The 23,345-nt window shown below is 61.2% G+C and carries 22 protein-coding genes and 1 pseudogene; 13 read left to right on the top strand and 10 right to left on the bottom strand.

What is annotated here, in order from left to right; genetic code table 11:
- Nucleotides 1–47 precede the first annotated feature (47 nt).
- Genes CWC48_RS06905 through CWC48_RS06895 form a run of 3 tightly spaced genes read left to right on the top strand, consistent with a single transcriptional unit; the run spans nucleotide 48 to nucleotide 5,552 of the window.
- Nucleotides 48–1,271, top strand: coding sequence for a TolC family protein (locus tag CWC48_RS06905; RefSeq protein WP_157806802.1), 1,224 nt, complete (start codon nucleotides 48–50; stop codon nucleotides 1,269–1,271).
- A gap of 18 nt (nucleotides 1,272–1,289) precedes the next feature.
- Nucleotides 1,290–2,396, top strand: coding sequence for an efflux RND transporter periplasmic adaptor subunit (locus CWC48_RS06900; RefSeq protein ID WP_078046744.1), 1,107 nt, complete (start codon nucleotides 1,290–1,292; stop codon nucleotides 2,394–2,396).
- 18 nt (nucleotides 2,397–2,414) lie between these two features.
- On the top strand, nucleotides 2,415–5,552 hold the full coding sequence (locus CWC48_RS06895; protein ID WP_100491556.1) for a CusA/CzcA family heavy metal efflux RND transporter: 3,138 nt from the start codon (nucleotides 2,415–2,417) through the stop codon (nucleotides 5,550–5,552).
- Here the strand turns inward: CWC48_RS06895 and CWC48_RS06890 are convergent.
- The 3 genes from CWC48_RS06890 to CWC48_RS06880 form a co-directional block, all read right to left on the bottom strand.
- A complete protein-coding gene (locus CWC48_RS06890) occupies nucleotides 5,476–6,912 on the bottom strand; it encodes a heavy metal sensor histidine kinase (RefSeq protein ID WP_100491555.1) in 1,437 nt (478 codons plus the stop codon). The genes CWC48_RS06895 and CWC48_RS06890 overlap by 77 nt on opposite strands.
- Nucleotides 6,909–7,583, bottom strand: coding sequence for a heavy metal response regulator transcription factor (locus tag CWC48_RS06885; protein ID WP_058423142.1), 675 nt, complete (start codon nucleotides 7,581–7,583; stop codon nucleotides 6,909–6,911). Before CWC48_RS06885 ends, CWC48_RS06890 begins: the two co-directional genes overlap by 4 nt.
- 358 nt (nucleotides 7,584–7,941) lie before the next feature.
- Nucleotides 7,942–9,261: an OprD family porin gene (locus tag CWC48_RS06880; RefSeq protein WP_100491554.1), complete on the bottom strand. Its 1,320-nt coding sequence runs from the start codon at nucleotides 9,259–9,261 to the stop codon at nucleotides 7,942–7,944.
- A 224-nt stretch (nucleotides 9,262–9,485) separates the two neighbouring features.
- Between CWC48_RS06880 and CWC48_RS06875 the strand changes: the two genes are divergently transcribed.
- From CWC48_RS06875 to CWC48_RS06865, 4 genes and pseudogenes are all read left to right on the top strand, one after another.
- Nucleotides 9,486–9,818 (top strand): DUF2790 domain-containing protein, encoded by a 333-nt coding sequence (locus tag CWC48_RS06875; protein WP_078046748.1) that lies wholly within the window; start codon nucleotides 9,486–9,488, stop codon nucleotides 9,816–9,818.
- 106 nt (nucleotides 9,819–9,924) lie between these two features.
- A pseudogene (locus CWC48_RS30810) lies at nucleotides 9,925–10,701 on the top strand (PAS domain-containing protein); the annotation flags it as partial.
- A 108-nt stretch (nucleotides 10,702–10,809) separates the two neighbouring features.
- The gene (locus tag CWC48_RS30805; protein WP_370589429.1) at nucleotides 10,810–11,241 is read left to right on the top strand and encodes a methyl-accepting chemotaxis protein; all 432 of its coding nucleotides are present in this window, start codon (nucleotides 10,810–10,812) and stop codon (nucleotides 11,239–11,241) included.
- A 53-nt stretch (nucleotides 11,242–11,294) separates the two neighbouring features.
- Nucleotides 11,295–11,873, top strand: coding sequence for a flavin reductase family protein (locus CWC48_RS06865; protein ID WP_100491552.1), 579 nt, complete (start codon nucleotides 11,295–11,297; stop codon nucleotides 11,871–11,873).
- A 39-nt stretch (nucleotides 11,874–11,912) separates the two neighbouring features.
- On the opposite strand, the gene CWC48_RS06860 is transcribed toward CWC48_RS06865, so the two are convergent.
- Entirely contained in the window at nucleotides 11,913–12,797 is an 885-nt protein-coding gene (locus tag CWC48_RS06860) for a LysR family transcriptional regulator (RefSeq protein WP_078046751.1), read from the bottom strand.
- A 122-nt stretch (nucleotides 12,798–12,919) separates the two neighbouring features.
- Here CWC48_RS06860 and CWC48_RS06855 point away from each other — a divergent pair, with 122 nt between their 5' ends.
- The gene (locus CWC48_RS06855) at nucleotides 12,920–14,257 is read left to right on the top strand and encodes an MFS transporter (protein WP_100491551.1); all 1,338 of its coding nucleotides are present in this window, start codon (nucleotides 12,920–12,922) and stop codon (nucleotides 14,255–14,257) included.
- Here CWC48_RS06855 and CWC48_RS06850 read toward each other — a convergent pair.
- Nucleotides 14,234–15,055, bottom strand: a complete 822-nt coding sequence (locus tag CWC48_RS06850; protein ID WP_078046753.1) for an AraC family transcriptional regulator — start codon at nucleotides 15,053–15,055, stop codon at nucleotides 14,234–14,236. The genes CWC48_RS06855 and CWC48_RS06850 overlap by 24 nt on opposite strands.
- A gap of 194 nt (nucleotides 15,056–15,249) precedes the next feature.
- Between CWC48_RS06850 and CWC48_RS06845 the strand changes: the two genes are divergently transcribed.
- The 4 genes from CWC48_RS06845 to ddlA are packed head-to-tail and all read left to right on the top strand — an operon-like array spanning nucleotide 15,250 to nucleotide 17,851.
- Nucleotides 15,250–15,813, top strand: a complete 564-nt coding sequence (locus CWC48_RS06845; protein WP_078046754.1) for a DUF2975 domain-containing protein — start codon at nucleotides 15,250–15,252, stop codon at nucleotides 15,811–15,813.
- Between the two features lie 7 nt (nucleotides 15,814–15,820).
- The gene (locus tag CWC48_RS06840; protein ID WP_099493974.1) at nucleotides 15,821–16,042 is read left to right on the top strand and encodes a helix-turn-helix transcriptional regulator; all 222 of its coding nucleotides are present in this window, start codon (nucleotides 15,821–15,823) and stop codon (nucleotides 16,040–16,042) included.
- Nucleotides 16,043–16,073: 31 nt separating this feature from the next.
- Nucleotides 16,074–16,712, top strand: coding sequence for a LysE family transporter (locus tag CWC48_RS06835; protein ID WP_078046756.1), 639 nt, complete (start codon nucleotides 16,074–16,076; stop codon nucleotides 16,710–16,712).
- Nucleotides 16,713–16,756: 44 nt separating this feature from the next.
- The gene (gene ddlA / locus CWC48_RS06830; protein ID WP_100491550.1) at nucleotides 16,757–17,851 is read left to right on the top strand and encodes a D-alanine--D-alanine ligase; all 1,095 of its coding nucleotides are present in this window, start codon (nucleotides 16,757–16,759) and stop codon (nucleotides 17,849–17,851) included.
- Here the strand turns inward: ddlA and pgeF are convergent.
- The 5 genes from pgeF to CWC48_RS06805 form a co-directional block, all read right to left on the bottom strand.
- A complete protein-coding gene (gene pgeF / locus CWC48_RS06825; protein ID WP_100491549.1) occupies nucleotides 17,841–18,566 on the bottom strand; it encodes a peptidoglycan editing factor PgeF in 726 nt (241 codons plus the stop codon). The two genes, ddlA and pgeF, sit on opposite strands and share 11 nt — an antisense overlap.
- A gap of 27 nt (nucleotides 18,567–18,593) precedes the next feature.
- A complete protein-coding gene (gene ggt / locus CWC48_RS06820; protein ID WP_100491548.1) occupies nucleotides 18,594–20,423 on the bottom strand; it encodes a gamma-glutamyltransferase in 1,830 nt (609 codons plus the stop codon).
- A gap of 77 nt (nucleotides 20,424–20,500) precedes the next feature.
- Nucleotides 20,501–20,851 (bottom strand): DUF2388 domain-containing protein, encoded by a 351-nt coding sequence (locus CWC48_RS06815; RefSeq protein WP_223204492.1) that lies wholly within the window; start codon nucleotides 20,849–20,851, stop codon nucleotides 20,501–20,503.
- Between the two features lie 57 nt (nucleotides 20,852–20,908).
- Nucleotides 20,909–21,742 (bottom strand): DMT family transporter, encoded by an 834-nt coding sequence (locus CWC48_RS06810; RefSeq protein WP_100491547.1) that lies wholly within the window; start codon nucleotides 21,740–21,742, stop codon nucleotides 20,909–20,911.
- A gap of 302 nt (nucleotides 21,743–22,044) precedes the next feature.
- On the bottom strand, nucleotides 22,045–22,266 hold the full coding sequence (locus tag CWC48_RS06805; RefSeq protein WP_100491546.1) for a hypothetical protein: 222 nt from the start codon (nucleotides 22,264–22,266) through the stop codon (nucleotides 22,045–22,047).
- Nucleotides 22,267–23,201: 935 nt separating this feature from the next.
- Between CWC48_RS06805 and CWC48_RS30800 the strand changes: the two genes are divergently transcribed.
- Nucleotides 23,202–23,279, top strand: a complete 78-nt coding sequence (locus CWC48_RS30800; RefSeq protein ID WP_371851362.1) for a hypothetical protein — start codon at nucleotides 23,202–23,204, stop codon at nucleotides 23,277–23,279.
- Nucleotides 23,280–23,345: the final 66 nt, after the last annotated feature.

Below are 23,345 nucleotides of genomic sequence, written 5' to 3'. Positions count from 1 at the left end.
CCCCGGCTTGGATTTATCCGCCATTTCATGGGCCTGGAACTCTCGTTATGCCAATTCGTGCAAGAACATTTCTGTGGTCGGTCGTCGTGTTTCTGGCGACGGCGCAAGGGGTCGGTGCACAACCCCTGACCCTCGACGCTGCCCTGCAAACCGCCTTCGCCAACAACCCTGACCTGGCGGCCGCGCAATGGGAAATCGACATCGCCCAAGGCGCACGTCAACAGGCCGGCCTGATCCCCAACCCGGTGGCTTCCTGGGATGCTGAAGACACGCGGCGCAACTCTCGTACCACCTCCATCAAGCTCAGCCAAACCCTGGAACTGGGCGGCAAGCGCGGCGCGCGCATCGACGTCGCCACCCTTGCCCAGGACGCTGCCGCGCTGACGTTGGAACAGCGCCGCAACCTTCTGCGCGCGGACGTCATCGACAGCTATTACGGTGCCTTGCGCGCCCAGGAACGCCTCGACCTGGCACAGCGCTCCATGGCGGTGGCCGAGCGTGGACTGGTCGTCGCCAACGGTCGTGTCACGGCGGGCAAAACCTCGCCGGTGGAAGCGACGCGCGCGCAGGTGCAATCGTCGGAAATACGCCTGGAGTTGAACCGTGCACAGATAGGCCTCACCGATGCCTATCGCCGCCTGGCCGCCAGCACCGGCAGCGCCGTGCCGGACTTCCAGGCCGTCGCCTCGCAAAACCAATTCCCACCGTCCTTGCCGCCAGCCGTGCAGTTGCTCGATCGTCTTGAGCAAACCGTTGAACTGCGCCTGGCCGAACTGAACATTCTGCAAAACGAAGCCAGCGTGGGCCTGGAAAAAGCCCAGCGCATTCCCGACCTCGACGTGTCCATCGGCAGCCAATACGACGCCAGCGTGCGCGAGCGCGTGAACCTGGTGGGCGTGTCGATGCCGATCCCGCTGTTCAACCGCAATCAGGGCAACGTGCTGGCGGCCACGCGCCGCGCCGACCAGGCCCGCGACCTGCGCAACGCCGCCGAACTGCGCCTGCGCACCGAAACCCGGCAAGCCCTCGACCTGTGGCAAACCGCGAATACCGAAGTGCGCGCCTTCAACCAGCAGATCCTGCCTGCGGCTCAACTGGCGGTGGACAGCGCCACTCGCGGTTTCGAGATGGGCAAGTTCAGCTTCCTCGATGTGCTTGACGCCCAGCGCACCCTCATCGCAGCCCGCACCCAATACCTCACGGCCACCGCCCAGGCCACCGACGCCTGGGTGCGCATCGAACGGATCTACGGCGACCTCGCCCGGTTTTGATTTTTCCTGGAGTCCTTTATGAACAACACACATGGCGTGGCGCTTGCCGTCGCCTTGAGCCTGATGCTGTCCAGCTTTGCGATGGCCGATGAAGAAGAAGGCGAACTTGAACTCACCGAGCAGCAGATTCAGGCCGCCGGCATTCAGATCGCCCAGGCTCAACCTCGTGCGATCAGCACGCTGCTGGTGCTGCCGGGGGAAGTACGCTTCGACGAAGACCGCACCTCCCACATCGTCCCGCGTGCGGCGGGTGTGGTGGAGGCCGTCAAGGTCAACCTGGGCCAGTCGGTGAAGCAGGGTGAGTTGTTGGCGGTGATCGCCAGCCAGCAGATTTCCGATCAGCGCAGCGAATTGGCCGCCAGTGAACGCCGGGTCGAGCTGGCCCGCACCACCTTCCAGCGAGAGCGCCAACTGTGGCAGGACAAAATTTCCGCCGAGCAGGATTACCTGCTGGCGCGCCAAGCTCTGCAAGAAGCCGAAATCGCCCTGAACAACGCCCGCCAGAAGATGACGGCTTTGAGTGGCAGTGCAGTGTTGGTGGGTGGCAATCGCTATGAACTGCGTGCGCCCTTTGCCGGTGTGGTGGTGGAAAAACACCTGGGCGTTGGCGAAGTGGTGAGTGAAACCACCAACGCCTTCACGCTCTCGGACCTGTCCCAGGTGTGGGTGACTTTCGGTGTGTTTCCCAAGGACTTGAACAAGGTACGGGTGGGCAAGCCGGTGACCGTCAGCTCCACGGAAATGGGCACCGACGTGCGCGGCACCGTGGCCTATGTCGGCAATCTGCTCGGCGAGCAGACGCGCACCGCCACCGTGCGCGTGAGCGTGCCCAACCCTGATGACGCCTGGCGCCCTGGTTTGTTTGTCAGCGTGCAACTGGCCACGGACACGTTCCAGGCCAAGGTCACCGTACCCCAAGAGGCGATCCAGACTGTCGAGGACAAGCCCTCGGTGTTTGTGCGCACCGAACACGGGTTCGTCACCCGTCACCTGGAACTCGGCGCGAGCGAAAACGGCTACGTCGAAGTACGCCAGGGCCTGGATGCCGGGGCGCAGGTGGCCACGGTCGGCAGCTTCATCCTCAAGTCTGAACTGGGCAAAGGCTCGGCCGAGCACGCCCATTGATCCTGCGAGTGATTCCCCATGTTTGAGCGCCTTATCCAATTTGCCATCGAGCAGCGCATCATCGTGTTGCTGGCAGTGCTGTTGATGGCCGGTGTCGGCATCGCCAGCTACCAGAAGTTACCCATCGACGCGGTGCCCGACATCACCAACGTGCAGGTGCAGATCAACTCGGCGGCGGCCGGTTTTTCGCCGCTGGAAACCGAACAGCGCATCACCTTTCCCATTGAAACCGCCATGGCCGGCTTGCCCGGTTTGCAGCAGACCCGTTCGCTGTCGCGGTCCGGTCTGTCCCAGGTGACGGTGATTTTCAAGGACGGCACCGACCTGTTCTTCGCCCGCCAATTGGTCAATGAGCGGCTGCAGGTGGCGCGCGAGCAATTACCCGTCGGCATCGAAACCGCGATGGGGCCGATTTCCACCGGCCTCGGAGAAATTTTCCTATGGACCGTGGAGGCCAAGGACGGCGCGCTAAAGGACGACGGCACGCCCTATACCCCGACCGATCTGCGGGTGATCCAGGACTGGATCATCAAGCCGCAACTGCGCAACGTGCCGGGCGTGGCCGAGATCAACACCATTGGCGGCTTTGCCAAGGAATACCAGATTGCGCCCGACCCCAAGCGCCTGGCCGCCTACAACCTGACCTTGAATGACCTGGTCACGGCGCTTGAACGTAACAACGCCAATGTCGGCGCCGGCTACATCGAGCGCAGCGGCGAGCAATTACTGATCCGTGCGCCGGGGCAATTGGCGTCCATTGAGGACATCGCCAATATTGTCATCACCAGCTCGGACGGCACGCCGATTCGCGTGCGCAACGTGGCCCAGGTCGAGATCGGGCGTGAGATGCGTACCGGCGCGGCCACGGAAAATGGCCGCGAAGTGGTGCTGGGCACGGTGTTCATGCTGATCGGCGAAAACAGCCGCAGCGTGTCCCAGGCGGTGGCGAAAAAACTCGAAGAGATCAACCGGTCGCTGCCCGAAGGCGTCGTCGCGGTCACCGTCTACGACCGCACCAACCTCGTCGAAAAAGCCATCGCCACCGTGAAGAAAAATCTCTTCGAAGGTGCATTGCTGGTGGTGGCGGTGCTGTTCCTGTTCCTCGGTAATATCCGCGCTGCGCTGATCACCGCGATGGTGATTCCGCTGGCGATGCTGTTCACCTTTACCGGGATGTTCACCAACAAGGTCAGCGCCAACTTGATGAGCCTTGGCGCGCTGGACTTCGGCATTATTGTTGACGGCGCGGTGGTGATCGTCGAGAACGCCATCCGCCGCCTGGCCCACGCGCAACAGCGCCATGGTCGCCTGCTGACCCGCAGCGAGCGCCTGCATGAAGTGTTCGCCGCCGCCAAGGAAGCGCGGCGCGCGCTGATCTTCGGGCAACTGATCATCATGGTGGTGTACCTGCCGATCTTTGCTCTCACCGGGGTGGCCGGGAAGATGTTCCACCCCATGGCATTTACCGTGGTGATCGCCCTGTTGGGCGCGATGATTCTGTCGGTGACCTTCGTGCCGGCGGCGATTGCGCTGTTCGTCACGGGCAAGGTCAAGGAAGAAGAAAACGTTGTCATGCGCAGCGCGCGCCGGGTCTATGCACCGGTGCTCGATTGGGTCATGACGCGTCGTCCGCTGGTATTCGGCCTCGCCGTGTTGACCATCGTCGCCTCGGGCGCTGTCGCCAGCCGCATGGGCAGCGAATTTATCCCCAGCCTCAGTGAAGGTGACTTCGCCCAGCAGGCCTTGCGCGTGCCGGGCACCAGCCTGACGCAATCGGTGCAGATGCAGCAGCAGCTGGAAAAAACCTTGATGGCCCAGGTGCCGGAAATCGAGCGGGTATTTGCGCGTACCGGCACTGCGGAAATTGCGTCCGACCCGATGCCGCCGAATATTTCCGACAGTTACGTGATGCTCAAGCCCAAGGACCAATGGCCTGATCCGAGCAAGTCCCGCGAGGCGCTGATTGCCGACATCCAGCGCGCCAGTGCGATTGTGCCGGGCAGTGCGTACGAGTTGTCGCAGCCGATCCAACTGCGTTTCAACGAGTTGATTTCCGGCGTACGCAGCGACGTGGCGGTGAAGGTGTTTGGCGATGACATGGACGTGCTCAACAAGACCGCCGGGCAAATTGTCGAGACCTTACAAAAGCTCAGTGGCGCCTCCGAAGTCAAGGTGGAACAAACCTCTGGCCTGCCGGTGCTGACCATCAATATCGACCGCGACAAGGCCGCGCGTTTTGGCCTGAATGTGGGCGATGTGCAGGACACCATTGCCGTCGCCGTCGGTGGGCGCCAGGCCGGTACGTTGTATGAAGGCGATCGGCGTTTCGACATGGTCGTGCGTTTGTCCGACGCGCTGCGCACCGATATCGACGGGCTGTCGCGGCTGTTGATTCCGGTGCCGGGTAACGCGTCGGGTCAGTTGGGCTTTATCGCCTTGTCCCAGGTGGCGAGCCTGGACCTGGTGCTCGGGCCGAACCAGATCAGCCGCGAGAACGGCAAGCGCCTGGTGATCGTCAGTGCCAACGTGCGTGGGCGGGATATCGGCACATTCGTGGAAGAGGCCGAAGCCGCGCTCATCGCCCAGGTGAAAGTGCCGGCGGGCTACTGGACCTCGTGGGGCGGCCAGTTCGAACAATTGAAGGAGGCGTCCGACCGGCTGCGCATCGTGGTGCCGGTGGCGTTGTTGCTGGTGTTCGGCTTGCTGTTCATGATGTTCAACAACCTCAAGGACGGGCTGCTGGTGTTTACCGGCATTCCATTCGCCTTGACCGGTGGGATCATGGCGCTGTGGCTGCGCGATATTCCGCTGTCGATCTCGGCCGGGGTGGGTTTTATTGCCTTGTCCGGTGTGGCGGTGCTGAACGGGCTGGTGATGATCGCCTTCATCCGTAACCTGCGCGAGGAAGGGCGTTCGTTGTCGGTGGCCATCCACGAAGGTGCGTTGACCCGGTTGCGCCCGGTGCTGATGACGGCATTGGTGGCGTCCCTGGGGTTTATCCCCATGGCCCTCGCCACCGGCACCGGCGCCGAGGTGCAGCGGCCGCTGGCGACGGTGGTGATCGGCGGGATTATTTCCTCTACGTTGCTAACGTTGCTGGTGCTACCGGCGTTGTATCAGTGGGCGCATCGCAAGGAAGAGGAAATACCAGGCTGAACCGCGTGAAGCGGCCCGGCTGGCTGCTGACGTCGGCGTGCCCCTGATGCAGGTGCATGATCGACTGCACAATCGCCAGCCCCAGGCCAGTGCCGCCTTCGGCCCGGGTGCGGCTGCTGTCGGCCCGGTAGAAGCGTTCGAACAAGTGCGGCAGGTGATGGGCTTCGATGCCGCGCCCCGGATTGCCGACCGACAGCGACACGCTCTGGTCATAGCTTTCCACCAACAGCAATACGCTGGAAGCGTTGGGGGTATGGCGAATCGCATTGGACAGCAGGTTGGAGATCGCGCGCTGAATCATCAGGCGGTCCCCCGTCACCCAGGCGTCGCCGCGCAGGCTCAGGGTGATGTGCTTGTCCTCGGCGCTAAGGGCGAACAGCTCCATTACCCGCTGTGCTTCCTGTGCCAGTGACACCGGGGCAAACCCGGCGCGTGCGGCGGGGTGGCTGACCTGGGCCAGGAACAGCATGTCCGAGACAATCCGCGACAGGCGCTCCATTTCCTCGGTGCAGGATTCCAGGCCGGCCTTGTATTCCGCCGAGGGCCGTTCGCGGGACAAGGTCACCTGGGCCTTGCCCATCAGGTTGGTCAAGGGCGCGCGCAGTTCGTGGGCCAGGTCGTCGGAGAACTGCGACAGTTGCTGCACCCCGGCGTCGAGGCGATGCAGCATAACGTTGATGCCCTCGGCCAACTCGCCTAGCTCCTTGGGCAGGTTGTCCAGGGACAGGCGATGGGTCAGGTCTTGGGTCGTGACCTTGGCCGCCACGCGGCTGAACTGCTGCAAGGGCGCAAGCCCGCGTTGCACCAGCCACCAGGCGCCCATGCCGATCAGGATCAGCAGCATCGGCAGCGCGATGACCGTGGAGCGCAGGTAGGCACTGAGCAACGCTTCATCATCGGAGCGGTCCAGCGACAGCAGCACACGCACGTACTCGCCCCCTTGCAGGGGCATCAGGCGCGTCGCACTGAGGATGCGATTGCCCTGGCTGTCGACCCAGTTCAGATAGGTCAGGTCTTTGCCGGTGGGCACATCGAGCAGCAGCGGTTGTTGGGGCTTGGCGCCGACGCTGAGGAGTACCGGTGCATCGCGCCGGGTACCGATGATGGTCAGGTAGATGTTGTCGTGGCCCATCACCAGGTCCAGCAGCGAATGGGGGCGGTTGGTGATGCGATGTTCATCGAGGCCTTGGCCGAGGGTATGGGCCAGTTGCTCCATTTTGTTTTCCAGGCCCTTGCGCGCCAGCTTGTCCAGTTCATGGGGCAGCGCCAGGAACGCCAGGGTCGCCAGCAGCACAACCAACCCGGCGCCCATCAGGCTGACCGTCAACCCCAGGCGCATCGACAGGCTGCTGGTCCTCATGGGCGCGCCTCCAGCACATAACCCACGCCGCGGATGGTATGGATCAACTTTACTTCGCTCTGGTCATCGACCTTGGCCCGCAGGCGGCTGATGGAAACCTCCACCACATTGGTGTCGCAGTCGAAGTTCATGTCCCACACCAGCGAGATGATTTGCGTGCGAGTCATCACCTCGCCGGCCTGGCGCATCAGCACATGCAGCAGGGCGAATTCCTTGGTGGTCAGGTCGATCCGGCGGTTGCCGCGATAGGCGCGATGCCGGCGCGGGTCCAGTTCCAGGTCCGAGACCCGCAGCACGTCCGGCACCGGGATGTGCTCGCTGCGTCGCAGCAGGGTACGCACCCTGGCCAGCAGCTCGGGAAACTCAAAGGGCTTGACCAGGTAATCATCGGCGCCCATGTCCAGACCCTTGATCTTGTCGGCGAGCCGCCCGCGTGCGGTCAGCATCATCACGCGCTGGTTGCCGTCGCGGCGCAGTTGCTCCAGCACTTCCCAACCGTCGGTGTTGGGCAAGTTGACGTCAAGGATCACCAATTCGTAGCTGTGTTGCCGGGCCAGGTGCAGGCCATCAATGCCGCTGGCGGCGCAATCGACGACATAACCGCTTTCGGTCAGGCCTTGCTGCAGGTAGTCGGCGGTTTTCTGCTCGTCCTCAACCACAAGGATACGCATGGGGAGTTACCTTCAAAGAAAACGAAAAGGGCATGGCCTCATAGCGAGGCGGGGTAGTCTGTAGGCCACGTCATCAAAAGCGCAGCCTGAACGGTGAAGTAGCTTTAGGGTCAAGCCACGTCAGGCGCGCGCGACGATTCGTCACAGAGCCTGCGCACAAAAAAAACGCCCCGGCTGGGGCGTAAAAATTCATCTCTGTTCCAAAGGAGCTACACAAAAGCTGCAGAGATGAGATGTGTTCGATGTGCAGTGTAGAAAGTGCAACTTAACGCGAAGGTGAGCCTGATATTACAGTTCTGACAGACTTCAACCTGTGAAGAGGTGTAGTGCATCGGCAAGTGAATGTAATGGGCTGGCTTTACAGTACGGCGATGGGGTACTCGACAATAAGCCGAACTTCTTCCAGGTCCGACTCAAATGCACTGGAGCGCACGGTCGCCTGTCGCAGTCGCAACGATAAGTCCTTCAAGTTGCCAGCCTGCACGACATATTCGGCCTCGATATCCCGCTCCCAGCGGCGTTGATCGGTGAGAGGGTCACCTGCCGCATCGCGACGCATGTACACCGCGTTGGCATTGCTGTAGTCGGCGCCGGTGCCTTTGCCGTAGCGGGTCATGAACGACAGGCCGGGGATGCCGAAGGCCTGCATGTCCAGGTCGTAGCGCACCATCCACGAACGCTCCTTGGGCGAGTTGAAGTCACTGTACTGGATCGAGTTGTTCAGGAAGATCGAGTCCGACTGGCGCAGGTAATCGAAGTCGTCATCGCCGTTGTTGCGTTGGTGCGATACGGCCAGGCTGTGGGCGCCGACCTTCACTCCGAGCCTGGCGCTCCAGATGTTGTTGTCGAACTCACCCAGGCGTTTTTTACCTTCGTCCACGGCCATGTAGTAGTTGAAGTCACCAAACAGCGAGATGTCGTCATTCAGCGGATAACTGGCGGCGCTGCCGAAGTAGTACTGGTCCCAGGCGTCCTTCAGGCGACTGCTGTAGAGGCTGACGCTGAGGTGTTTGTTGACGGTGTAGTCGCCGCCAAAATAGCCGACCCAGGGCGAGTCGACTTGCCCCGCGTAGAAGGTCGCAAAGCCTTTGTTCATGCCACTTTCGGTCGGTTGGCTCATGCCGCTCAAACGTCCGCCTTGCAGGGTCAGGCCCTCAAGGCTGGTGTTTAGTGCGGTCACGCCCCGGAAGCTTTCCGGCAAGACGCGCGAATCGCCGTAGGCCACCACCGGGTTCAGCGGGAATACGTCGCCGGCCTTGATCACGGTATCCAGCACACGCAATTTCGCCGCACCGCCGACTTTGCTGTAGTTGTCCTCGGGGTGGTTTTCGCTGTCCACCGGCAACATGCCGAACGAACCCTTGCCGCCGCTGCGACCGGTGCCTGAGTCGAGTTTCACGCCGACCATGGCGAACGCGTCCAGGCCAAACCCCACGAAGCCCTGGGTGAAGCCGGATTCAAATTTGCCAATCAAACCCTGGGCCCAGGCTTCGGAATAGCCGTTGCCGGTGGGACTGGACTGGCCCTTGCGGTCATCGCGGTTGAAGTAAAAATTACGCGCCAGCACATTGAAGCTGCTGCCCTCGATAAAGCCTTCGGGCTTGTCCTCCACGGCCACCGCAGCCAGCGGCAAGGCGGCACACAGTGACAGGGGCAAGCTGTAGTGACGGATACGCATGGTTCGCTCCTGGGTATTGGCAGTTATCAGCTTCTTATGGGAGTGGGCGTTCTTATTGATGTAGCCCGGGCTGATAGTTGCAAACCGTGGATAACGAAGACGTGGCGCGCACATTACAATTCTGGAAACTCAGCGTTATCTAACAAATAAGTAATGTTCTAGTGAAGGTGGCGTCAGGGTTCGTTGGTTAGTCTCGGCACTGAACTTCAGTCGAGGAACTAACCATGAACTTTTATACCGTGGGTCTGGGTGTGTTAACTGCAATCCTGTCTTTTGGCGCATTGGCCGAGGGCGGGGGTGATCGAACGTTCGCGTTGATGATGGAGCGCAACGAGAAGGCCATGGCCGACTACGCAGCCAAGAAAGGCAAGCCGGCACCCCAGGTGCAGGCGTACCGCTATGGCATGACACTGGACATTGCCAAGGTGGTCAACGTTACGCCGCCGATCCGTTCGTGCAACCCGGTGCCGTCGCGCATGACCTATGAGGACTCCAGCGGCAAGCTCTCTACTCTTGAATATCAGGTGATGGGGGTGTGCCGAAATAACGGCAGTTAATGGATCCAAAAATATAGTTGTTTTGGGGATTAAAGCCCGCTTAAGAAAATGCGGGTAGCGCCGATGCAGGTCAGGTTCATCTCCCCCATTTGGTCATTGGTGCCCCATGTTCAACACCCGTTTGAAGCAGGAGCTGGCGGCTCTTCGCGAAGAATTGTCCAGCTTGAATCAGGTCAAGGAGAGCCTGGAAAGTGAAATGTTGTGCCTGACGCTGGACGCCGAAGGCCGGGTGGAGTGGGCGAACGCTAACTTCCTGCAGGAACTGGCCTACCAGAATGGTCAACTGCTGGGGCGCGCGATCGAAGATCTGGAGCCGGCCCACGTTCGTCGGGATGAGTTCCAGCAACGCTTCAAGAACGCCCTGCTGCGCGGTCAACACTTCGCAGGCACCGTGCGCCTGATGCGTGGCAATGGCCAGGAAGCCTGGCTGCGCTCGATTGTGCAGCCGGTGCGCAGTTCCGATGGGCGCATCAAGCATTTTTCGATGTATTCCAGCGATCTCACCCGCACGATCGAAGCCTCCCGCGAGCATGAAAACCTCATGAACGCCCTGGTACGCTCGACGGCCGTGATCGAGTTCGACCTCGGTGGCCATGTGCTCACCGCCAATGATCGGTTCCTCGGCGGCATGGGTTACAGCCTGGCGCAGATCCAGGGTAAGCATCACCGGATGTTCTGCGAGCCGGAGGAATACAACAGCACCGAATACCAGGACTTCTGGAAACGCCTGAACACCGGTGAATTCGTCGCGGCGCGCTTCAAGCGGGTCGACAGCCATGGCCGTGTGGTGTGGCTGGAAGCGACCTACAACCCGGTGCTGGACGCCAATGACCGGCTGTACAAAGTGGTCAAGTTCGCCACAGTGATCACCGACCAGGTCAACCAGGAACAGGCGGTCGCCGAAGCGGCGAACATTGCCTACAGCACCTCGCTGCAAACCGACAACAGCGCCCAGCGCGGTACCACCGTGGTGACCCAGGCCGTGGATGTGATGCGCGACCTGGCCAAGCACATGCAGCAGGCCGGCGACGGCATCGAGGCGCTGAACGCTCAGTCCCAGGTCATCGGCACCATCGTCAAGACCATCAGCGGCATTGCCGAGCAGACCAACCTGCTGGCACTCAACGCAGCTATCGAAGCGGCGCGCGCCGGTGAGCAGGGCCGTGGTTTTGCCGTAGTGGCCGATGAAGTTCGGCAGTTGGCATCACGGACCAGCAAGGCGACCGAAGAGATCGTCGGCGTGGTGCGCCAGAACCAGGACATGGCCCGCGATGCTGTGACCCTGATGAACGATGGCCGTCTGCAAGCCGAGCAAGGCCTGGCCCTGGCAGCCGAGGCGGGCACGGTGATCGTGGAAATCCAGGACGGTGCCCAGAAGGTGGTCAGCGCGGTCGGCCAGTTCGCCAACCAACTGTCGAGTTAAGCGTAGGGCTTCAGGTATCGTAGGTGCTTTCTTGCACGAAGAGTCGACCTTCCATGAGCCCTACCCACCGTCGCCCCGTTTCGCTGTCCAAGGCCTACCGTTTGCTCAACCACGGCCCCACCGTGCTGGTGAGCGCCGCGCACAATGGACAGCGCAATATCATGGCGGCCGCCTGGGCCATGCCGCTGGACTTCGAGCCGCCGAAAGTCGCGGTGGTGTTGGACAAAGCCACCTGGACTCGCCAACTGTTGGAAAGCGCCGGCACCTTTGTGCTCCAGGTGCCGTGTGCGGCCCAGGCTGACCTTGTGCAAACGGTGGGCAACATCACCGGTTCCGAGACGGACAAATTCGCCACTTACGGCCTGCAGGTATTCAACGGCGAACACACCGAAGCACCGCTGCTGGAAGGCTGCGTGGCCTGGCTGGAATGCCGCCTGCTGCCCGAGCCCCACAACCAGCAAACCTACGACCTGTTCCTGGGTGAAGTGGTCGCAGCCTATGCTGACGAGCGCGTGTTCAGCGAAGGCCACTGGCACTTCGAAGGGCATGACGAGCTGCGCACCTTGCACCATGTGGCGGGCGGGAACTTCCTGACCATCGGCCAGCCCATCATCGGCAAAACCCTGACCTGATAGGCCCTTGTAGGAGCGGGCAAGCCGGCTCCTACAGGTTTACCAGTGTGCCTGGCTGAGCGCTTCGGCGAAGGCCATCAATTTGGGCGAATACTGCCGGGACGGCGGATAGACCAGTGAGATCGCCCGACTGCGCCCGGCAACGTCCTCCAATATCGGCACCAGGCGCCCGGCGGCCAGGTCGTCGCGCACGGCAAAGTCCATCACCTGGGCGATGCCGAAGCCGCCCACGGCGCCATCCACCAGCGCATCGCCGATATCAAAGATCAGTCGCCCTTCGACACTCACGTCCTGCACGTTGCCATCGATCATGAACTGCCAGTCCACCATGCGGCCGCTGCGCAGATTGCGCACGGTGAGGCAGTGGTGGTCGTTGAGTTCATCCACACGGGTGGGGGTTCCGAAACGTGCGAGGTAAGCCGGCGCGGCAACGGTCACCCAGCGCAGTGGCGGCAGGGCGCGGGCGATCAGGCGCTGGTCCTGGATCTCGCCGGTGCGCAGCAAGGCATCGAAGCCTTCGTCGACGATGTCCACCAGGCGGTCCGTCATCACCGCCTCAATGCGCAGCTCGGGGTAACGCAAGGTCAATTCGCCGATTACCGGCATGACCACTTTGCGCCCGAACAGCGACGGCGTACTGATCTTCAACAGGCCGGAAGGGGTGCTGCGTCGGTCGAGCATCAGCTTCTCGGCTTCGGCCAATTCCGCCAGCAATGGTGCGCTGCGCTCGTACAGCATTTGCCCGTCGGGGGTGAGGCTGACGCTGCGCGTATTGCGTTGCAGCAGGCGCACGCCCAGCTCGTTCTCCAGGCGCGATATGGCGCGGGACAGGCCGGACTGGGTCAACCCCAGATCGCCAGCCGCCCGAGTGAAACTGCGGGTTTCGGCGACGCGGACCAATAGGCGAACAGCGTTCAGATCCATGATTAAAGTCATTACTGAAAGGGAGATATCCGTATTTATCATCTATCTGGCATGAAAGACACTGGCGGTCTCTCCTTTTCGAACAGGACGTTGTGATGTCTCCCTCTCGACCCTCTGGCTGGATGCTGGCGTTGCTGGCCACGGCGCAACTGATCATCGCGCTGGATGCCACCATCGTGTTTGTCGCCTTGCCGCAGATCGGCGCTCACCTGAATTTTTCTGCCCAGCAATTGCAGTGGGTGGTGAGTGCCTACAGCGTGGCGTTTGGTGGATTCCTGCTGCTGGGTGGCAGGGCCACGGATTTGCTCGGCAAGCGCCGTTTGTACCGGGTGGGGCAGTCGCTCTATGCGTTGGCGTCCCTGGCGGCGGTGCTGGGCGGCAGCGCAGTGCTGCTGGTCCTGGCGCGGGCGGTGCAGGGCGTGGGTGGCGCGATGCTGTTCCCGGCCACCCTGGCACTGATCAACACCCACTACGCCGAAGGGCCGGCGCGCAACCGTGCGTTCGCCGTGTGGAGCGCGGCGTCGGCGGCCGGGCTGGCGCTGGGCGCACTGTTGGGTGGCGTGTTGACCCAGGTGTGGGGCTGGGAAGCGGTGTTCCTGGTGAACGTGCCCCTGGCGGGCGGCTGCGCCTGGGCGGCGCGGTACTGGATCCCCGCCGATGGTGAACAGGCGCGAGGGCGCAATTTCGACGTCAGTGGTGCGTTGACGGTCACCGTCGGTGGCACCTTGCTGGTGTTCTCGTTGGTGCAGGGGCCGGAATGGGGTTGGGCGGCGCCGTCCACCCTCGGCTGCCTCGCCTTGGCGCTGGCGCTGCTCGGGCTGTTCGCGTGGATCGAACACCGTGGCCGCGACCCGCTGATGCCGCTGCGTCTGTTTGCCTACCGCGAGTTGCGCATGGCGATGGTGCTGACGGCAGTGTTCATGAGCAGCTTTGGCGTGCAGTACTACTTCCTCGCGCTGTATTACCAGCAAGTCTACGGCTACAGCGTGTTGCAGGCGGGGCTGGCGTTTTTGCCGGCGACCCTGGTGTGCACGTTCGGCATCTGGCTGGCGGAGCGTTCGTTGGTTCGGCTGGGGTTGCGCAACACCCTCGTCAGTGGGCAACTGGCCGGAGCGGTGGGCATTGCGCTGGTGGTCTGGGCACTGCCGACCGGCGTGGGGTTCTGGTCGCTGCTGCCGGGTATTTTCATCCTGAGCATCGGCCAGGGCATGACCTGGACCGCGATGTGGGTGGCAGCGGGCATGGGCATTCGTCCGGGCGAGCAGGGCGTGGCGGCGGGGATGGCCTCCACCAGCCAGCAGATCGGCGGGGCCTTGGGGCTGGCGGTGCTGGTGTCGGTGGCGAGCGCGGGGGGCATCGAACGGGCGTTGTGGTGGAGCGCAGCGATTGCCCTGGCAGGCGCGGTGTTGGCGCTGCGCCTCAGGCAACCTGCCGAGTCAGCGGGCCTGGAAGCGGTCTGACATCTTCACCCAACGCGACGGCGGCATACCGTAGGTGCTGCGAAATTGCCGGGTCATGTGGCTCTGGTCGGTAAAGCCGGCGGTCATCGCCGCGTCCACCAGTGATTGGCCTTGGGCCAGCAGGCTGCGCACCAGGTCCAGCCGGCGCATGGTCAGGTAGCGGTAGGGGCTGGTGCCGAACAGCAAGCGAAAATCCCGCGACAAGGCCCAGCGGTCGCGGCCGGCGTGGTCGGCCATTTCATCCAGGGTGATGCTGCGCCCCAGGGCGCTGTGGATAAACTCACGGGCCCGCTCGGCGGCGACATAGTCGAAGGTCTTGCGGCTGACGATCCCGCCCGAGACGTTGCTAAGCGCGTGGGCCAGGTCGAACAGGGCGTCCTGTTCCTGCAGCGGGTCGATGGGGTTGTCCAGGTTCTGCAGCAACACTTCGCTGGCGCGAAACAGCCGTGGATCGGTGGATAAACCGTTGGGGATAAACGGCAACGGCTTGCCGCCGAGGATCTGCTGGATCAGCGCCGGCTCGACGTAAATCATCCTGTACTTGAAGCCTTCATCGCTGCCGGCGTGGCCGTCATGGGTTTCATCGGGGTGAAGCACCATGGTCGTACCGGGCAGGCTGTGCACCATGTCGCCGCGATAGTGAAAGCTCTGCACGCCGCTCAACGTGCGACCGATGGCGTAGGTGTCATGGCGATGCGGGTCGAAGGCGAAGCCGGCAAAGTACGCCTCGATACGGTCCAGGCCACTGGCATGTGGGGCGCGGTGCAGCCAGTCGAGGGTGGCGGTGGGTTTGCCCATGGTGACTTGTCACAAAAAATAGAGATGGAAACACGTTAACCCAGTATTCGACAGATTGCCTGGCAGGGTCTTGAACGATTGTGCAGCCGATTCGACGTGCAGCTCAAGGTTTGTATTGTTTAGCACTAAAAAATTATTGTTTTACGATAATTAATTCGTTATTTTGCCTCGACATCTATTCAGCGAGGTTGTTTATGAACACCCAACGTCTTGCCCAACTCAGCCAGCGCATGTCCCTGATCACGCTGCTGCTGATCGTTACAATGCTGCTCCTTAACGCCGCGGTGTGGTGGTTTCCGGTGCTAAGCTCTTCAGCCGACGGGCTGGGGTTTGGTTTCGCGCTGAGCGACCGCCAGATCCAGGGGCGCGCCGCTCAGGTGGCACTGTTTCCTGTCTGGCAGACACTGGGTGGCATCTTGCTGTCCAGCGTTCCCTTGCTGGCGTTGGCGTCGGGCCTGAATCAATTGCGTAAACTGTTCCAAAGTTATGCGCGGGGCGAGTATTTTTCCAGCGCGGCGGCGTTGCACTTGGGCAAGGTCGGTAAGGCGGTGGCTTTATGGGTTTTGCTGGATTTTTTGTGTGAGCCGCTGTTGAGCGTGTGGGTGACGATGAACGAACCTGTCGGCCAACGGTTGATCACCTTGAGTGTGACGGCACCCAGCTTTGTGGCATTGTTTCTGGCCGCCTGCATCGCGGTCATCGCGCGTATTCTGTGGCAGGCCAGTGAAGTGGATTCCGAAAACCGCACGTTTGTATGAGATTCAAATGCCCATCGTGATCGAGCTGGACGTTATGCTTGCCCGGCGCAAGGTCAAATCCAAGGACCTGGCGGCCGCCATCGGAATTACCGAACAGAACCTGTCGTTGCTTAAACAAGGCAAGGTCAAGGGGGTAAGGCTAGGGACGCTGGATGCCATCTGCGCCTATCTGGATTGCCAGCCAGGTGACTTGCTTGTCCACATTCCCGGGCCTGCTGCCGACCAGTAGCCGCTACCCACATCGCAAGAAGGACCGTCCGATGCTGTTCTCCAACCTGCCGTACGCCGCGCCATTGTTATCATTGGCGTTGCTCTGGACCGTCGCGGTGGTGACGCCCGGGCCCAATTTTTTCAACACAGCGCAATTGGCTGCCAGTTGTTCGCGCCGCCATGGTGTGGTGGCGTCAGCGGGTGTGGCCACGGGTACCGTCATGTGGGGGCTGGCGGGTGGCCTGGGCATTAAGTCGCTGTTTGCGGCGGCCCCCATGCTGTACCTCGCGTTCAAGATCATCGGCGGCTGCTACCTGATTTACCTTGGGTTGAAGCTGTTCAAGCGCTCGGCGCCAGCGATGGGCCAGAACGTGCTGCCGGATGAAGCGCGCCGTTCGCTGTTTTCCGCCTGGCGCCTGGGGTTGCTGGGCAACTTGTCCAACCCCAAGGCGGCGTTGTTTGTTGCCACCATCTTTGCGTCCACCATGCCGCCGTCGCCTTCACCGATGCTGCTGACCCTGGCGGTGCTCACCATGGCCACCTTATCGTTCAGTTGGTATTCCAGCGTGGCCTTGGTGTTTTCCAGTGAACGCATGGCCACGCTCTACAGCCGTTCGCGCAAGTGGCTCGACCGCTTTGCCGGGGGCTGCTACGTGCTGTTCGGTGCACATCTGGTGGCGAACCGCTGACGGCCCGTGTTAAGAAGCCTTACTTTCAACAGTGAGGCCGGGTCATGAGCAAGGTGCGGGTAGGTATTATTTTTGGTGGCCGTTCGGCGGAGCATGAAGTCTCGTTGCAATCGGCGCGTAACATCGTCGATGCGTTGGATCGCTCACGATTCGAACCGGTGCTGATCGGTATCGACAAGGCCGGCCATTGGCACCTCAATGACACCTCGAACTTCCTGCTCAACCAGGAAAACCCGGCCCTGATCGCCCTCAACCAGTCCAATCGCGAACTGGCCGTGGTGCCTGGCAAGGCCAGCCAGCAACTGGTAGAGACCTCCGGCACCGGCTTGCTGGAACATGTCGACGTGATCTTCCCCATCGTCCACGGCACCCTCGGCGAAGACGGTTGCCTGCAAGGCCTGCTGCGCATGGCTGACCTGCCTTTCGTCGGCTCCGACGTCCTCGGCTCGGCAGTGTGCATGGACAAGGACATCACCAAGCGCCTGCTGCGCGACGCCGGCATTGCCGTGACTCCGTTTATCACCCTGACCCGTAGCAACGCCGCGCGTACAGCCTTCGACACGGCAGTGAGCAAGCTCGGCTTGCCGATGTTCGTCAAACCGGCCAACCAGGGCTCTTCGGTGGGCGTGAGCAAAGTCGGCAACGAAGCCGAATACCACGCTGCTGTTGAACTGGCTTTGGGCTTTGATGAAAAGGTCTTGGTGGAATCCGCGGTAAAGGGCCGTGAAATCGAATGCGCCGTGCTGGGCAACGAAAACCCGATCGCCAGCGGTTGTGGCGAGATCGTGGTGAGCAGCGGTTTCTATTCCTACGACAGCAAATACATCGACGGCCAGGCTGCCCAAGTGGTGGTGCCGGCCGCTATCAGCCACGAGGCCAGCGAGCGTATCCGTGGGCTGGCCCTGGAGGCGTTCGAGGTGCTGGGCTGTTCAGGGCTGGCGCGGGTCGACGTGTTCCTCACCGACGACGGCGAAGTGCTGATCAACGAAATCAACTCACTGCCCGGCTTCACCCGCATCAGCATGTACCCCAAGCTGTGGCAGGCGGCGGGCATGAGCTACAGCGAACTGGTGAGCCGCTTGATCGAGCTGGCGCTGGAGCGGCATGCGGTGCGCAAGGGGTTGAAGATCAGTTGTTGATGCGAGCAATCCACGAATAGATCAATGTCTTCAGCTCCTCAGGGTGATGCGTCCTGCGACGATAGCTGGCAAAGGTGGGGGAGGTGCAGTAGGTGCACACTTCACTCACCTCGATCTGCTCACGCCGAATCCCTGCCGCTTGCAGCAACATCACGCCATATCCGCTCAAGTCAAACCATGCACTTGCAACTTGCCTCGCAGTGGGCGGGGCAATTTCGGGGCGCAGCAGCGGCGCCGGTTGGACCTGGCTCCAGGGCGGCTGACCGTCGCGCCACAAGTGGCCCTGTTCAGTTTGAAACTGGGTAATGAACTCCCGGCTCACCTCATAACAGCACGGCTTGATCGAGGGACCGATCGCTACCTGCAACTGGTCGATGGCAATTCCTTCATCGGCAAAACGCTGTATTGCATTCGCCACAATCCCGGCTTGCAGCCCCTTCCAACCGCCATGCACCGCAGCCACCTTCTCAGCGTTTTTCGAGGCAATCAGGAGGGGCAGGCAATCGGCGGTGATTACCGCGATGGGGTAATGCTCAACCGTGCACACCCCATCTGCCTCGACCGTGTTGCTCACCTGGTCCGCCTGCCACTCAATCACCGAAGCGCTGTGCACTTGCTTGCAGATGAACACGTCTGCCGGGCGCTGCGGATCATTGATCGAACAAAAACCGTGGTCGACGCCAGGGATGGCGGCGAGATTATCTGCCTGTTGCACGAGCGCTTTCTCCGTTGATTGATGTGTTCAGTCGCCAACCGCTTCGCCTTCACGCCGAGGGTCGGCACCGCCGCTCAGTGACACCTTGCCCTGGGCATCCCGCGTGCGCACGATGGCCTGGATACCACTGGTCATTTCGATCTCGCTCAGCGCATGGCCCTTGTCCTTGAGCGCCTGTTTCAGCATGGGGCTGAACATACCGGTTTCCAGCTCGGTTGCGCCATTGCGGCTGCCGAAGTTCGGCAGGCTGATGGCCGCTTGCGGGTCAAGTTTCCAGTCGAGCATTGCTACCAGGGACTTGCTCACGTACTCGATGATTTGCGAGCCGCCGGGTGAGCCGACAGTGGCCAGCAACTCGCCGCTCTTGCGGTCGAACACCAGGGTCGGCGCCATCGCCGAACGCGGACGTTTGCCAGGCTCGACCCGGTTGGCCACGGGTTGGCCGTTTTCTTCAGGGATAAACGAAAAGTCGGTCATCTGGTTGTTCAGCAAGAAACCCTGGACCATCACATGGGCGCCAAATGCCGCTTCCACCGTGGTGGTCATCGACACGGCGCCGCCCCGGTCATCCACGGCCACCACTTGCGAGGTGGAGATGCGCAACGGCGAGCGATCCGGCGCGTAGGCCACCTGGATGCCTGCAGGGACGCCCGGCTTGGCGATACCCATGCTGCGCTCGCCGATCAGCGCGGCGCGCTTGGCCAGGTAGTCCGGTGCGACGAGGCCGGCAACCGGCACGGGGACGAAATCGGCGTCGGCGAGGTACAGACTGCGATCGGCGAAGGCCAGGCGCCCCGCTTCAGCGAGCAGGTGTACTGCCTCCGGTGTTGGTTCAAGGCCTGCTGGCGATGAGCTTTTCAGCGGTCGCATCGCTGCGATACCCAGGCCTGGGTCGCGGGCTTGCAAGGCCTGTAATGTACCGAGGATTTGCGCGATGGCGACGCCACCCGATGAAGGTGGCGGCATGCCACAGACTTTCCACTGCTGGTAGTCGGTGCACAGCGGTGTACGTTCCTTGGCGGCGTAGCCCTTCAAGTCCGCCAGGGACAGGCTGCCCGCATTGCGATGGCCCTGCACCTTGCGCGCGATCTCTTCGGCAATCTGCCCGTGGTACAGCGCGTCCGGGCCTTCCTTGGCGATACGTTTGAACACCTTGGCCAATGCCGGGTTTTTCAACACAGTTCCGGTGGCTTTCGGCGTGCCATCGGCGTTCAAAAAGTACGCCGCCATGTCAGGCGATTGTGGGATATAGCGGTCAGCCGCAATCAGGCTGTGCAGGCGCGGGGAAATCGCAAAGCCCTGTTCCGCCAGCCGGATCGCAGGCTCGAACAGCTCGGCCCATTGCAGGTGGCCGCTCTTCTTGTGCGCCATTTCGAGCGCACGCAATACCCCAGGCGTGCCAACCGAGCGCCCGCCAATCTGCGCCTCGGGAAACGCCATCGGCTTGCCGTCGGCCTTCAGGAACAAGCGCTCGGTGGCCCCGGCCGGGGCGGTCTCACGGCCGTCATATGCGTGAACGTTTTTGCCGTCCCACAGCATGATGAACGCGCCACCGCCAATGCCGGATGACTGCGGCTCCACCAGGGTCAATACCGCCTGCATTGCAATCGCTGCATCAATTGCCGAGCCACCCCTGCGCAACATCTCGCGACCGGCTTCGGCTGCCAACGGGTTGGCCGCCGCCGCCATATGGCGCTCGGCATGTTGGGGGGTGAGGTCGGTGCGATAACCCGACCCCAATTCCGGTGCGGGTGGCTGTTCGTAGACAGACGTGTTGCAGGCAGCCAGGGCGAGGGCTGCGGCAATTATCGACAGTTGATGGCGGGAAATCGAAAACACGCGCGGAACTCCGTTCATTTTGAGAATGATCTGTTGTCCTTTGAAACACTTCGCTATCGCCGAGCGGGTCAAATTTGGCCAGCACCCGCAACAGGCTATCGCGCCTCCGGTTGGTGTGCCTCGGTCACGGCGATCGCTTGGGCCAGTTGCATATCACTCATGTGAGGCGCCGGGTAAGACGTGTGGTAAGTCCTCACGGCGAGCTCAAAGCGTGCGCCACGGATATTCCCGTCCGAGCCGATGAAGGCCAGGGCGTCCCCCTTGGCCGACTCAAGCATATCGAGCGGATGGGACGTGGTGCCCAGCGTGGCGAAGGTGGTCAGCACCGGGCCGGCGAGGACCATCAAACTGGCTTGATCGACCTTCCCCAAGCCTTCGGACGCGGCACTGGCGAGCGATGGCAGGGCTGACAATGCAAGTGCAAGGTGCAGGGGCTTGATGGTCATCCAACACTGGTTCCATTTAGTGTGATTGAGGGCGTGATCCTACTTGGTAACGCGGGTTTAGCCCAATCGCAACACCATCGCCCCGCCAGCAATGATGCAGGCGGCAACCACGCGAGTGCGCGTCAGTTGCTCCTTGAGTATCAGCGCGGAGATGATCACGCCGAACAGGATCGACGTTTCCCTGAGCGCTGAAACGGTGGCGATCGGGGCCGCCGTCATTGCCCAAAGCGCCAGTCCGTAGGACGCAACCGTGCCGACCCCGCCCACCACGCCGAGGTGCCAGTGACGGATGACGTAGCGGCAAAACACCCCGCGTTGGGTGGCCAGGGCCCAGGCGGCCAACGGTAGCCCGGTCAGCAGGAAAATCCACAATGTGTACGCCGCAGGGGCGCCGGACTTGCGCACGCCCAAACCGTCGACAAGGGTATAGCCGGCAATGACCCCCGCATTGATCAAGGCAAGGACCAGCCCTTTTCGCGGGCTGGTCGAGGGGGCGACAGCCATGCTCAGGATACCGATGCAGATCACTGCAATGCCGCTCCATGCAAACGCTGACAACGACTCGGACAGTGCAAGCACACTCGCAGCTGCCACCAGTAACGGCGCAGTGCCGCGCATGATCGGGTAGGTCTGGCTCATGTCGGCGATTCGGTAGGTGGAGGCAACCAAGACGAAATACAGCACCTGCAAAATGACCGATGCACCGATGAACAGCCAGCTTTCTCTTGCCGGTTGCGCCAGGAATGGAATAACGACCAATGCGATCAGCGAGGCGAAGGCGGTGATCATGCATGTGGTCAGCAGCTTGTCGCCGCCGCCTTTGACCACGGCGTTCCAGGTCGCGTGGAGAGCGGCACCCAGCAGGATGACCGCGAACACGTCAAAGCTCATGAGTGGGTTCCTGTCGGGCTCAGGCTGGTTAGTCGGGGAGAATCGCTGCGAGTATGCCCCAGCACTTTTCTTCAGGCATAAAAAAACGGCCTACCTTTCGGTAAGCCGTTTTTAGTACTTGGTGGTACACAGTCATTTGAACTGAACCTGCAAGGACTTGTATTTAAAGAGTTTTGTGCTGTGACTTTCAGTTAGGCATACATGTAGGCATACACGCCGCATCCTTCTGCACACTGATAGCGTGGTATCCCCGCTAGTTAAAGCACCACCAGGTGGTTGGCAATGTGTTGCCATTCGGGCCGTTACTTCTTTGCCCGACCTTCTGCCGCCAGTGACGCTAGGGCGAGGGTGATGAATCCTTCATTCATATCCAGGGTGTCCAGCGCCCCTCGGATGTTCCGTGCCACCTCTGTAGAACCTCTTTGCTCAACCCAGTTCGATAGCTCCTCGATAGCAGCCCCCAACGCCAGTTGGTTTTCATTCATGCGCTTGAGTAACGACGCAAGCAAAGGTGTGTCTTCCATGATGTTCTCCCGTCGTGTTGTCAGGTGTGCAATCTACATCTAGCCAGTGGCATTGCATATCAGCGGTCACCACCACCTGATGAGAGAAAATCGCGCTGGGGACCCTGAGAGGTTTCGCTCCACACGGGGCATGAAACCCGCGGGATCGAGTTAGTGGGAGGCGTTGGAAGTTACTGAAATTTCAATCGTTGAAATTGAAAGGATCTTGAAGAAAAAGGGCCATCGTTACAGCTTCGGTAAAGGTGGCCGTATCTGTTGCTGATAATGAACGACTGCATGGCGTCAACCATGGTGATGGGTGTCAACCTGTCAACCGACGTAGGAAAGACTGCCGCTAACAAGATCCCGCGGGTTTCATGCCCCGTGTCTATCGGAAATGCCCAGGGTCCCCAGCGGCTTTCAGATTCATAGGGCAAATGCACTGGTGAACAGCAGTTCACTAAGCTGGGCTCCTTTCCGCTGACACGATCACGCGGGTTTCCTACACCGTACCTTCAAGAGTGCTCCAAGGTCCCCACTACCGAACCAAAGCCAGGAGCATGACCCACATCCCTTCGCTGGAGGAGCAATACTTATGGGGCTCGGGGGGGCTACCCTAATAAACCCGTGTTACGGGTGTTACGCGTGTTACAAGGTTTAGTAAGTGTTTGATTTTAAATGATTTATGTAGCGTTACACAGCTGTGGTTGGTTCGCCGATATGCGTGTTACATCGCAAATAGTGTTACATCTATGAAAGCCTTGGGACGAGCTGCTTGTGATGCTTACGGTGTGTGTCATCGAACTAGGGGCTTTCGCTCATAGGGCCGCTACCGGCCAGAAGCGGACGCTCGTGAGTAACGGCTTTCAACCCATAGCGGTCGTTCAAGATGGGCAGCTTACGGCCACGAGTGAGTGGTTGAGCAACTGCGCTTCACACCTTACTAGGCAAAGGGATTGCCCAACCATAAAGTGTTGAAGAAATGGATGGCTGAGTACGGGACCAATTCAATAGAGTCCTGGTTAGCGCAGTAGTGCAGGTCGGTTGAGCCTTGAGCCTAACCCCCAGGGTCGAAAGCACCCCATGCTTCCGACCCTAGG

This window comes from Pseudomonas sp. S10E 269, assembly GCF_002798465.1.
Lineage (GTDB): Bacteria > Pseudomonadota > Gammaproteobacteria > Pseudomonadales > Pseudomonadaceae > Aquipseudomonas > Aquipseudomonas pergaminensis.
This window is presented reverse-complemented; position numbering and strand designations above follow the sequence as displayed.

Excerpts from the sequence above, each read along its gene's own strand:
- CWC48_RS06905 (WP_157806802.1), top strand. The coding sequence starts at position 48 with ATGCCAATTCGTGCAAGAACATTTCTGTGGTCGGTCGTCGTGTTTCTG.
- CWC48_RS06900 (WP_078046744.1), top strand. The coding sequence starts at position 1,290 with ATGAACAACACACATGGCGTGGCGCTTGCCGTCGCCTTGAGCCTGATG.
- CWC48_RS06895 (WP_100491556.1), top strand. The coding sequence starts at position 2,415 with ATGTTTGAGCGCCTTATCCAATTTGCCATCGAGCAGCGCATCATCGTG.
- CWC48_RS06890 (WP_100491555.1), bottom strand. The coding sequence starts at position 6,912 with ATGAGGACCAGCAGCCTGTCGATGCGCCTGGGGTTGACGGTCAGCCTG.
- CWC48_RS06885 (WP_058423142.1), bottom strand. The coding sequence starts at position 7,583 with ATGCGTATCCTTGTGGTTGAGGACGAGCAGAAAACCGCCGACTACCTG.
- CWC48_RS06880 (WP_100491554.1), bottom strand. The coding sequence starts at position 9,261 with ATGCGTATCCGTCACTACAGCTTGCCCCTGTCACTGTGTGCCGCCTTG.
- CWC48_RS06875 (WP_078046748.1), top strand. The coding sequence starts at position 9,486 with ATGAACTTTTATACCGTGGGTCTGGGTGTGTTAACTGCAATCCTGTCT.
- CWC48_RS30805 (WP_370589429.1), top strand. The coding sequence starts at position 10,810 with ATGCGCGACCTGGCCAAGCACATGCAGCAGGCCGGCGACGGCATCGAG.
- CWC48_RS06865 (WP_100491552.1), top strand. The coding sequence starts at position 11,295 with ATGAGCCCTACCCACCGTCGCCCCGTTTCGCTGTCCAAGGCCTACCGT.
- CWC48_RS06860 (WP_078046751.1), bottom strand. The coding sequence starts at position 12,797 with ATGGATCTGAACGCTGTTCGCCTATTGGTCCGCGTCGCCGAAACCCGC.
- CWC48_RS06855 (WP_100491551.1), top strand. The coding sequence starts at position 12,920 with ATGCTGGCGTTGCTGGCCACGGCGCAACTGATCATCGCGCTGGATGCC.
- CWC48_RS06850 (WP_078046753.1), bottom strand. The coding sequence starts at position 15,055 with ATGGGCAAACCCACCGCCACCCTCGACTGGCTGCACCGCGCCCCACAT.
- CWC48_RS06845 (WP_078046754.1), top strand. The coding sequence starts at position 15,250 with ATGAACACCCAACGTCTTGCCCAACTCAGCCAGCGCATGTCCCTGATC.
- CWC48_RS06840 (WP_099493974.1), top strand. The coding sequence starts at position 15,821 with ATGCCCATCGTGATCGAGCTGGACGTTATGCTTGCCCGGCGCAAGGTC.
- CWC48_RS06835 (WP_078046756.1), top strand. The coding sequence starts at position 16,074 with ATGCTGTTCTCCAACCTGCCGTACGCCGCGCCATTGTTATCATTGGCG.
- ddlA (WP_100491550.1), top strand. The coding sequence starts at position 16,757 with ATGAGCAAGGTGCGGGTAGGTATTATTTTTGGTGGCCGTTCGGCGGAG.
- ggt (WP_100491548.1), bottom strand. The coding sequence starts at position 20,423 with ATGAACGGAGTTCCGCGCGTGTTTTCGATTTCCCGCCATCAACTGTCG.
- CWC48_RS06815 (WP_223204492.1), bottom strand. The coding sequence starts at position 20,851 with ATGACCATCAAGCCCCTGCACCTTGCACTTGCATTGTCAGCCCTGCCA.
- CWC48_RS06810 (WP_100491547.1), bottom strand. The coding sequence starts at position 21,742 with ATGAGCTTTGACGTGTTCGCGGTCATCCTGCTGGGTGCCGCTCTCCAC.
- CWC48_RS06805 (WP_100491546.1), bottom strand. The coding sequence starts at position 22,266 with ATGGAAGACACACCTTTGCTTGCGTCGTTACTCAAGCGCATGAATGAA.